This is a genomic window from Cognatishimia coralii (assembly GCF_037478305.1).
Classification (GTDB): Bacteria; Pseudomonadota; Alphaproteobacteria; order Rhodobacterales; family Rhodobacteraceae; genus Cognatishimia; species Cognatishimia coralii.
Genome location: NZ_JBBGAZ010000025.1, coordinates 1 through 10,456, shown reverse-complemented (window position 1 = coordinate 10,456; position 10,456 = coordinate 1). Strand labels below are relative to the sequence as shown.

Genomic DNA, 10,456 nt, shown 5'->3' with positions numbered 1-10,456 from the left:
ATCAACGGCGGCCTGAGCCTCGGCGCGGCTTTCCACATAGGGCACCATGATGGTCTGCGCGCCCAAATCGAGAACGCGCTTGATGAGCACGGTGTCATTGCCGGCAACCCGCACGGCTGCCGAGGTCTGAGGATAGGCCGCCAGCGCTTGCAGGGCTGGCAGAGCGGCTGTGGCCTCAATCGGGCTATGTTCGCAGTCGATCATAACCCAGTCATAGCCGGCATTGCCCAGCATCTCTGTGACGCCGCTTTCGCCGATAGAGTTCCAAATACCGAACTGATGCGTCCCGGCCTTCAGCCCCGCTTTGAAAAGGTTCTTTGGGTTCTTCATGACGCCTCCTCAGCTCTCATGGCGGCCAGGGTATGTTCCAGACCGCGCAGAATATGGCGTTTCAGCACAGTCGCGGCTTCGTCACCATCGCGCGCAAGGGCCGCATCAAACATATCTCGGTGTTCCTGCACGGCTTCTTCGCCACGGTATGTCAGTACCAACATTTGATAGCGCAGATATTTGTCATAGAGCGTCGAGTGCAGCGACAAGAGGTTCTGGGAATTACAGGCCTGAATAAGCGCCAGATGAAATTCCCAGTCAAACCGCTTCCAGGTTTCCTTCTCGGAATCATCGCCTGCCAGCATACGTTTCTCCATCACATTCAGCTTGTGATGGGCCGCGACCAGATTGGCTTCCCACTCAGTGTCGCCGTTTTCGACAGACTCTTTTAACGCGTGGCATTCGAGCAGAACCCTAAGGTTCGCGATCTCGGTCAGATCTTCGGGTGAAACCGGCGGAACAAAGAACCCGCGTTGCTCTGCGGCCGAGACAAATCCCTCACTTGTCAGACGGTTAAGCGTTTCTCGTAAGGTCGAGACACTGGCCTCATAGCGGGTCTTGAGATGTTCCAGCTTCAGCTTCGCGCCGGGTTCCAGAATGCCAAAGATGATGTCGTGCTTGATCTTTTCATAAGTCGACAGGCCGACGGTCACGGATTGTTTGGACATGGCTCTCACCGCCTGACTCACTTGGGTTCTTAAGGAATGGCTAACAGCTTCTCATAGTATCATCAAGAAAAGCAAAAATCATCTTTTTTAAAAAATATCATATATTATTGCTTTTATCATTTTTAACACCTAGTGTCGGTCAGACGCAGCGAATCTGCGAGTGTGGTAGTCAGTGGGGGAAAGTTTGTGAGCGCCAGCGCAGTCCACAAATTAGATAATAATACGACGCGGCAAACGCGTCTGGCGATTGCGGGGATTGGGCTGGTTGGCCTGCGCCACGCAGAAGCCATTGCGCAACTAAACCAAGCCGTGTTGGTCGCGGTCGTAGACCCCAGCCCCCAAGGGCAAGAGGCGGCAAATGCGCTTGGCGTTCCGTGCTTTTCCGATTTGCCAGAAATGCTGGCCTCGGAGAATCCCGACGGTGTGATCATTTCCACCCCAACACGCCTGCATGTGGAGCAGGCCCTAACCTGCATTCGCGCAGGCACGCCTGTGATGGTGGAAAAGCCTCTGGCGACCTCAGTTGAAGACGCGATGGAGCTGGTGGCTGAGGCGCGCGCTGCCGAGGTGCCCCTATTGGTTGGCCACCATCGCCGTCACAATCCGATCATTCGCAAGGCCCATAGTCTGATCCAAGACGGCAGCATTGGCAAAGTCCGTGCCCTGCAGGTGACCTGTTGGTTCTACAAACCCGACGGCTATTTCGACACCGCCCCTTGGCGCAAACTCAAGGGCGCGGGTCCGATTTCTGTGAACCTCGTGCATGACGTTGATCTTATGCGCCATTTCTGCGGCGAGGTTGTCTCGGTTCAAGCCCAGGCCGCGCCGTCAGAGCGTGGGTTTGAGAACGAAGACGTGGCTTCTGCAGTGCTGAAATTTGACACTGGTGCCATTGCGACCGTGTCTGTTTCTGATGGCGTCGTCGCTCCCTGGAGCTGGGAGATGACCTCCAAGGAATACCCTGTGTATCCCAACGCACCCGAGAGTTGCTATTTGATTGGCGGCTCGCATGGATCCCTGTCGATCCCGGATCTGCGTCTGTGGACCCACAAAGAAGAGCGTGATTGGTGGTCACCGATTTCAGCGGCCTCGATGCCCTGTGAACGCACCGATCCGCTACTCAATCAAATCGAACATTTGGTCGAGGTCATTGCCGGAACCGCCGAGCCTCTGGTCTCGGGCGAAGAAGGCCTGCGCACGCTGCGCGTGATCGAAGCCATTCAAACTGCAGCCCTTTCTGGTGAGACGGTTCATTTACCGCTTCCGGAAGAGGGCAATTGACAGAGAGACGAAAGAAACGGTCAGGTGCCAGAGAGGCGCCGTATAATTTGGGAGGATATACCATGATGACCTTGACCCGCCGCGCTGTGTTTTCGGCCTTGGCCGCAACCGGCATTCTAGCAGGCGCCGTAACGCCAACTTACGCCGCCGACATGACCTTTACGCTGGCGACATCCGGCTCCGAGACCGACCAGCGCTCTGTGGCGATGGCAGAAGTCTTTGCGCCAATGGTTGCAGGCTTTGCGGACTATCAGGCTGGCTATAACGGCACGCTCTTTGCCCAAGGCACCGAGCTTGAAGCGATTGCCGCTGGCAACCTGACAATGTCGATTGCCTCTGCGCAAGAACTGGCTCAGTTCTTCCCAGAGTTCTCGATTTTCGCGACCGGCTATGTCCACCAGGACGCAGCACATCAGGTGCGCGTGTTCAACGATCCTCTTATGGATCCGTTCAAGCAAAAGGTTGAAGACGAGCTGGGCGTGAAGCTTCTGTCCGTGATGTATCTGGGCCGTCGCCACGTGAACCTGCGCCAGACGCGCGCGGAACTGGACGTTCAGACCCCAGCGGATCTGGCAGGTGTGAACCTCCGTATGCCGGGCACCGATGCATGGCAATTCCTGGGTGCGGCTCTGGGCGCGTCCCCGACGCCTCTGGCCTTCTCTGAGGTGTACACATCTCTTGCATCCGGCGCGATTGACGGTCAGGACAACCCACTGCCAACCGTGGTGGACCAGAAGTTCTATGAGGTCACCAAGCAGATCTCTCTGACCTCGCACCTCGTTGACCTGAACTACATCGCGTTTTCCAAAGCAACATGGGACGGTCTAAGCGCAGATCAAAAGATCACCGTGCAGCGCGCAGCTGATGCAGCCGCCGCCTATGGTCGCCTGAAGCAGCTCGACAAAGAAAACAACCTGGCTGACTTCATCCGCAGCCAAGGTGTCGAGATCTACACCCCAGACCTTGCGGCCTTCCGCACCCATGTGCAGTCTCAGTATGTTGGCAGCGAAGCTGCAGCGTCCTGGCCTGAAGGTGTTCTGGATCGCATCAACGCACTGGGCAACTAAGCCTAGACGTTCTTAAACTCATACCGCGGGAGTCCCAGCAATGAAGACGATTTCAAAATGGTTCACCCGCGGCGCAGAATTTATCGCCGCCATGTCCTTGGCGGCGATTTTTATTACCTTTCTTTTGCAGATTATCTTTCGCTATGTGCCCTTCCTTGAGCCGATTGGCTGGTCAGTTGTCCTGATCTCTCTGCTCTGGGTTTTCGTGATTTTCTTCGGCTGCTCATTCATCGTGCGCGAGCAGGATCACGTGACCTTTGACGTGGTTTATCTGGCCGCACCGCCCCCGGTTCGCAAAATTCTGGCGTTGATTACCGCCCTGCTGATGGTTGCGGCCATGGTATACGCCTTTCCGGCCACCTATGAGACGGTTTTTGCCAACCGCCTGATGGAGCTCAAGAAAATCCAAACCATCCGCATTCCGATCACCGGAGACCGGATCGCGATCAAATGGCTTTTTGCGCCTTTTGTGATGCTGATGGTCGTGGTCACGCTGCGGTACCTGTGGCGGATCTATACCGTACTGCGTTTCGGCCCGCCTGAGACCGAGATCGACATGCTTGTGGGCAATACCTCTGATGACGAGGAGGCGAAGCAATGAGCCTTGAGCTGATCATGGGCATGATTGCCCTCTTCGGGATGGCCGCGATTGGCACGCCTGTGGCCTATGCGATCATCGTGGGTGTGCTGGTCTATCTGGGCGTCTCGGGCCAAGACCTCGCGATTGCAGGCACGACAATGGTGCAGCGCCTGTTTGACGGTTTCCTGTTGCTGGCCGTGCCTCTGTTCATAGCCTCGGCCAATATCATGAACGCGGGGTCGATTTCAGATCGCCTCTTGCAGTTCTGTATTGCGCTCGTAGGTCGTTTCCGTGGTGGCATGGGCCATGTGAATGTGGTCGCCAGCCTGATCTTTTCGGGCATGTCAGGTTCCGCCGTCGCGGATGCTGCAGGTATCGGCAAGATCATCATCGATATGATGGTCAAAAGCGGCCGCTATACCCGGGGCTACGCCGCCGCGATCACCGCCGCGACCGCCACCATCGGCCCGATCATTCCACCGTCGATCCCGATGGTCCTCTATGCGCTGGTGTCTAACGCCTCTGTCGGAGATCTTTTCCTCGCAGGCATCGTGCCGGGTCTTGTGATGGGTGTGGTCCTGATGGGCATGAACTCTGTGATTTCCCACCGTCGTGGTTTTGGTCAGGAAGAGCCGGTGCCCCTGCGAGAAATCCCAGGCCTGACCGTGCGTGCAACGCCTGCGCTGTTGATGCCCGTGATCCTTTTGGGCTGTATCTATTCCGGCGTCACCACACCTACTGAGGCCGCCGCGATTGCTGCGCTCTATGCTTTGATGGTCGCCGCAGGTTTGTACCGCGCGATCAAACTGAAAACGCTCTATGAAATCTTTGTCGAAAGCGCACGCTCTGCGGCCTCGGTCGGTTTGGTGATCGGCGCCTCGATGATCCTGACCTATATCGTCATTCAGGAAAACGTGCCCCAAGCGATCTCTGACATGTTTGCCGGTGCAGACATCAGCCCGCTGATGTTCATGCTCTTGGTCAATATCCTCGTGCTGCTTCTGGGCTGTATTCTGGACGCGACTGTGATCATCCTCGTGATTATCCCGCTTTTCATCCCGACCTGCCGGGAATTGGGCATCGACCTTGTGCACTTTGGCGTGTTGATCGTGGTGAACTCGATGATCGGCCTGATCACGCCGCCCTATGGCATCCTTTTGTTCGTGATCAACGCGGTCACGGGCATTCCGCTGAAAGAAATCATCAGTGAAATCTGGGCCTTTTTGGCCATCCTTCTGGCTGCTTTGCTGGCCATGATCTTGATCCCCGACATCGTGCTGTGGTTACCGCGCATGTTCGGATACCAGGGGTAAAACATGAGTAAAATCAAGGGGGAGAGCCCCTTTCGGATCGGTTTGATAGGAACCGGGCGCATCAGTGATATCTATTTGCAGACCTGCGCGCGGTTTCCCGAGCTAGAGGTCGTCGCCTGCGGCAGCCTCAACCCCGAGGAAAGCCGCGCCAAGGCGGACCAATACGGCATCGCGCGCAGTTGCACGCCAGAAGAGATTATCTCGGATTCTGAGATCGATTGCGTGCTGAACTTGACGATCCCCGCGGTACATGCCGAGATCAGCATGCAGGCCTTGGGCGCCGGAAAACATGTCTATTCCGAAAAGCCTTTCGCGACCACGGTGGAAGACGGTCAACGCGTGCTCAATTTGGCGCGTGCCAAAGGGCTCAAAGTCGGCAATGCGCCTGACACGTTCTTGGGTGGTCGCTGGCAGACCGTGCGCAAACTCATCGACCAAGGCGTCATCGGCAAGCCTACCGGCGCCATGGCCTTTGTCGGCACCCATGGGGTCGAGCGGCACCATCCGAACCCGGACTTTTACTACAAAACCGGCGGAGGGCCACTGCTCGACCTTGGGCCATACTATCTGACCGCAATGGTGTTCCTCCTTGGCCCCATCTCTCGCGTCAGCGGTATGGCCCGCAAAACCTTCGACAAACGTATGATCGAGAATGGCCCGCGTCATGGAGAATGGATGGATGTTGAGGTCGACACCCATTCCCAATCGATGCTCGAATTTCAAAGTGGCGCGATCGCCTCGATGACCATGAGCTTTGATATCTGGGACTCGGAAACGCCCCGGTTCGAGATCTATGGCGAAGACGGCACGATCTGTATTCCCGATCCCGATCCGGTGCATGGCGCAAATATCTTCCAAGGGCCTGTGTGGTATCGCACCCGCAAAGAGTCCCGCTGGGAATTCCAGCCGCGCCCGACAGGTCGTGGCGACTGGCTGGTGGCCGAAAACACCCATGGCTTTAACGAGGACAGCCGAGGCCTTGGCCTCTTGGATCTGGCCTATGCTGTGCGCGACGACCGTCCGGTGCGCGCCAGCGGAGCGCTTGCTCAACATGTCTTAGAGGTCATGACCGGTATCGAAGCGGCGCCTCAAAAGGGCGGATTTGTCGAGATCACCAGCGACTGCCCGATCCCCGCGATCCTGCCCGAAGATTTCCCTTTATCAGAACAATCACTCCAAGAGGACATTGCTCATGTCGGTTGAAACTCTGGACTTCGCTGACCCGTTTTTCTCGGTGCAGCTGATTGAAAACGAAGCGACTTATGAGGTTTCAGGCAAGGCGATTGTGCTGAACCTGTCCGAAACGCCCATCCAGATACGTGAACAGTCCCTCGCGCATCTGCAATCCGTCATTGTCGCCGATGTTGCGCTGTCAAACCTCACCCACGCCGTGATCATCGGTGGGATCGACGCCCACCCCGACGAGCTCGCCCTGATGGAGAAGGTCCGCGCCACCTGGCCTTCTGCCTTTGACGTGCGCGGCGAAGAGCGCCTGCGTGGGATCAGCCATTACATGTCCAAGAAAGTCTGGCGCGGGCAGTTTGGCTTTACGATGTATCACTCAGGCTCTGTGCCTCTGAATGTGGGTCTGCACAAAGATCACGACTTCTGCCCCGTGCCGGGGTTTCGCGAGGTTCACACCCAGATCATGGGTTTCGGCAAAATGCAGCAGTGTCGAGAGAAGGACGTAAACACGCTCTACCTCGAAGAACCCATGGCTCCGGGCACAACCCACCGCCCCATGTATGACGCCGAGGGCAATTTCCCCTGGCATCAGTTTGAAACCATCACCCCCTCGATCTTCATGGCAGTCGAGATGCTGCCCGAAGGCGCAAGCCCGCCGGCTTAGAGACCGCTTATGACTGAAAAACTCCTTCCCGATCAGATTGAATTCAACGGCCCCTTCCCACGCCTGAGCCGCCGTTTACGGCTGGGGGTCGTCGGCGGTGGCCGGATCTCGCAAACCCAAGCAATGGCCGCGCGGCTGAGTGACCGATGGGAGGTCGTTGCCGGTGCGCTGTCTTCCGACCCTGAACGCGCCAAAGCGCGTGGCGCTGAATGGTATTTTGACGAAGATCGCTCTTATGCGTCTTTTGAGGAAATGGCCAAGGCCGAGGCCACCCGCGCCGACGGTGTAGATGCGGTGATGATCACCACGCCCAACCACATGCATTTCCCAGCCGCTCAAGCCTTTATGAAACAGGGCATCGATGTGATTTGCGACAAGCCGCTGACCAACGAAATCGCCGAAGCAGACGCCTTAGTCGCCGCGACCGCGCAAAGCGGCAGGGTCTTTGCCGTCGGCTATGCCATGTCCTGCTACCCCATGATCCGTCAAGCGCGAGAGATCGTGGCGGCGGGCAAATTGGGCAAAATCAACCAGATCCACGTGGAATTCATGCAGGACTGGATGACGCCCGAAGACGTAGGCGACGCGCCGCATGTGAAATGGCGGCTGGATCCCAAGATTTCTGGCCCCACAAGCTGTGTCGGAGACATCGGAACCCATGCGGCCCATTTGGCGCAATTCGTGTCGGGTCTGCGTATGACCAATCTGCGAGCCGAATTCCACGTCTGCGGCAGCCCAAAGCCGCTAGAAGACACGGTGTTTATGTCCACCTGCTATGAGGGCGAAGTCCCCGGCACCTTGATGGCCACACGCCTCGCGCCCGGCAATCGCGGGGGGCTAAGGCTGCGGATCTTTGGATCAGACGGCGGCCTCGAATGGGACATGGAACAGGCCGAGCAGCTAAGGCTCAACATCTTCGGCCAGCCCGATCAGATTCTGACCCGTGGCCATGGGCATGGGATATCTCCCGCGACCGAGCGCTTTGTGCGCACCGGACGCGGCTTCCCGGAAGGACTGATCGAGGCCTGGGCCAATCTTTACACTGAATTCGCCATGGCCGTGGCCGCGCGGCGAGATGGGATCCAAGCGCCCGAAGGCTGGCTTGGCTATCCAACAGTCAGCGAAGGCGCGGCGGGCGTGCATTTTGTCGACGCCTCGGTGCAATCCAATACCGCCGACGGAAAATGGGTCTCAATAACAGGAGCTTAAGCCATGAAGACCTCGATCGCCACGGTCTCGATCTCTGGCAACCTCAGAGAGAAACTCGCAGCCATTGCGGCGGCGGGCTTTGATGGCATCGAGATCTTTGAGCAAGACTTTATCGCCGACGAAGCCAGTCCGCGCGAGATCGGCAACATGATCCGCGATCATGGGCTGGAGATCACACTCTTTCAGCCCTTCCGCGACTTTGAGGCCCTACCCGAACCCTATCGTGCCAAGGCCTTTGATCGGGCGGAACGTAAGTTTGACGTGATGCAGGAATTGGGCACGGATCTGATCCTGATCTGCTCGTCCGTGCATCCAAAGTCGCTCGGGGGCATCGACCGCTCTGCTGCCGACTTTCACGAGCTGGGGGAACGGGCCGCCAAACGCGGGTTGCGTGTGGGATACGAGGCCCTCGCCTGGGGACGTCACATCGATGACCACCGCGACGCCTGGGAGGTTGTACGCCGCGCAGATCACCCCAATACAGGTTTGATTTTAGACAGTTTTCACACGTTGGGTCGCAAGCTCGACCCTGAATCAATCCGCTCGATCCCCGGCGACAAAATCTTCTTTGTCCAACTGGCCGACGCGCCTTTGATCGAGATGGACCTGCTATATTGGTCGCGCCATTTCCGCAATATGCCAGGCGAAGGCGATCTGGATGTCACACGGTTTATGCAGGCGGTCATGGCGACGGGCTATAGCGGGCCGATCAGCCTTGAGATTTTCAATGATCAGTTCCGGGGTGGGAACACGAAGTCGATTGCCCAAGACGGCTATCGGTCTTTAGTGGCTCTGATGGACGATGTGGCGCGGGCCGAACCCGAGATTGACAGCCCGACCATCCCTGCCCGCGCGCAGCCCTTGGGCGTGAGCTTTGTCGAGTTTGCCAGCCGTGGCGATGAGGCACGCGATCTTGAAAGCCTCTTGTCCGCGCTGGCCTTTGAGAAGGTCGGCACCCATCTCAACAAGGCGGTGACGCTCTGGCAGCAGGGCGATATTCGCATTGTCATAAATGAGGAAACCTCGGGACATGCCGCCAGCATGTGGAGCGCGCGGGGTACGTCCGTCTGTGATCTGGGAATCAAAGTGGCGGATGCCACAGCGGCGACCGAGCGCGCCAAAGCGCTTGGGGCGGACCCTTTTGCGCAACCTCTGGGACCCGGTGAGTTGCCGATTCCAGCGATCAAAGGCCTGTCGGGATCGTTGATGCATTTGCTGGATGACACCGCAGACATGGATCAGGTCTGGAGCCGCGAATTTGCCTCTGACGCCACGCCGACGGGCGCTGGCATGACGCATATCGACCACCTCGCCCAGACCATGAGTTATGACGAAATGCTAAGCTGGTCGCTGTTTTACACCTCTCTGTTTGACATGCAAAAATCCCCCATCGCCGATGTGATTGATCCAGATGGGCTGGTGCGCAGTCAGGTCGTGGAAACCAAGGATGGCGCGCTCAAAGTCACCTTGAATGGGGCCGACACACACCGCACCTTGGCAGGGTCCTTTTTAGCAGAAACCTTTGGGGCCTCGGTCCAGCATGTCGCGCTTGCGACGCAAGATATCTTTGCCACACTTGCGACCCTCAAAGAACGAGGGTTTGAGACGCTTGAGATCCCGTCAAACTACTATGCCGATCTGACCGCACGTTTTGATTTGCCGTCGGGCCTTCTGGCGCAGATGCAGCAACACAATGTGCTTTACGATCAAGACGATAGCGGCAGCTTTTTTCAATGCTACGCACCCACCACGGCCGCTGGGTTTTTCTTTGAAATCATCCAGCGTGCAGACGGCTATCGCGGGTTCGGTGGCCCCAATGCCCCCTTCCGCATTGCGGCCCAAAAACGCATGCAAAGGCCAAAGGGGGTACCTGCTCGATAATGTAATGATCTGATTTAGCGTTGGGAACGACGAGAAAAGTGACTTTGTGTGGATTACCCGCACTTTCGGACTCACGTACCGGCAGCATTTTTTTGATGGTCGGTTTTCGGTTATCGCCTTTCAAGTGATTGCGCCTGCAGCGAAGGTCGGCTTCCCGCCGATTCTGTGGAAAAACAACGTGTTGCTGACGCAGAAAGCGCGGTGCTGAACATAGCGCGAGCGCCTTTTCTATCAGGCTTTGCGCGTTTGCTGCGGTGCGGGAAAGATCTTTGCCAGTT

The 10,456-nt window shown here is 57.3% G+C and carries 10 protein-coding genes; 8 read left to right on the top strand and 2 right to left on the bottom strand.

What is annotated here, in order from left to right; all coding sequences use genetic code 11:
• Together WG622_RS19010 and WG622_RS19005 are read right to left on the bottom strand one after the other, a co-directional pair.
• A partial coding sequence (locus WG622_RS19010; RefSeq protein WP_339404878.1) for an aldolase/citrate lyase family protein occupies nucleotides 1–330 on the bottom strand: 330 nt, incomplete at its 3' end.
• Nucleotides 327–998 (bottom strand): GntR family transcriptional regulator, encoded by a 672-nt coding sequence (locus WG622_RS19005; RefSeq protein ID WP_339404876.1) that lies wholly within the window; start codon nucleotides 996–998, stop codon nucleotides 327–329. The genes WG622_RS19010 and WG622_RS19005, both read right to left, overlap by 4 nt.
• A gap of 186 nt (nucleotides 999–1,184) precedes the next feature.
• Between WG622_RS19005 and WG622_RS19000 the strand changes: the two genes are divergently transcribed.
• From WG622_RS19000 to WG622_RS18965, 8 genes are all read left to right on the top strand, one after another.
• Nucleotides 1,185–2,279, top strand: coding sequence for a Gfo/Idh/MocA family protein (locus tag WG622_RS19000; protein ID WP_339404874.1), 1,095 nt, complete (start codon nucleotides 1,185–1,187; stop codon nucleotides 2,277–2,279).
• 62 nt (nucleotides 2,280–2,341) lie between these two features.
• Nucleotides 2,342–3,346 carry a TRAP transporter substrate-binding protein DctP gene (gene dctP / locus WG622_RS18995; RefSeq protein ID WP_370395964.1) on the top strand — a complete coding sequence of 335 codons (1,005 nt, stop codon included), beginning with the start codon at nucleotides 2,342–2,344 and terminating at the stop codon, nucleotides 3,344–3,346.
• Nucleotides 3,347–3,386: 40 nt separating this feature from the next.
• Nucleotides 3,387–3,947, top strand: coding sequence for a TRAP transporter small permease (locus WG622_RS18990; RefSeq protein ID WP_339404872.1), 561 nt, complete (start codon nucleotides 3,387–3,389; stop codon nucleotides 3,945–3,947).
• A complete protein-coding gene (locus WG622_RS18985) occupies nucleotides 3,944–5,239 on the top strand; it encodes a TRAP transporter large permease (RefSeq protein ID WP_209357488.1) in 1,296 nt (431 codons plus the stop codon). The genes WG622_RS18990 and WG622_RS18985 overlap by 4 nt, the downstream gene beginning before the upstream one ends.
• Before the next feature lie 3 nt (nucleotides 5,240–5,242).
• Nucleotides 5,243–6,442 carry a Gfo/Idh/MocA family protein gene (locus WG622_RS18980; RefSeq protein ID WP_339404869.1) on the top strand — a complete coding sequence of 400 codons (1,200 nt, stop codon included), beginning with the start codon at nucleotides 5,243–5,245 and terminating at the stop codon, nucleotides 6,440–6,442.
• On the top strand, nucleotides 6,432–7,088 hold the full coding sequence (locus tag WG622_RS18975) for a hypothetical protein (protein ID WP_339404867.1): 657 nt from the start codon (nucleotides 6,432–6,434) through the stop codon (nucleotides 7,086–7,088). The genes WG622_RS18980 and WG622_RS18975 overlap by 11 nt, the downstream gene beginning before the upstream one ends.
• 9 nt (nucleotides 7,089–7,097) lie before the next feature.
• A complete protein-coding gene (locus tag WG622_RS18970) occupies nucleotides 7,098–8,297 on the top strand; it encodes a Gfo/Idh/MocA family protein (protein WP_339404865.1) in 1,200 nt (399 codons plus the stop codon).
• A gap of 3 nt (nucleotides 8,298–8,300) precedes the next feature.
• Nucleotides 8,301–10,178 (top strand): bifunctional sugar phosphate isomerase/epimerase/4-hydroxyphenylpyruvate dioxygenase family protein, encoded by a 1,878-nt coding sequence (locus WG622_RS18965; RefSeq protein ID WP_339404864.1) that lies wholly within the window; start codon nucleotides 8,301–8,303, stop codon nucleotides 10,176–10,178.
• The last annotated feature ends 278 nt before the right edge of the window (nucleotides 10,179–10,456 follow it).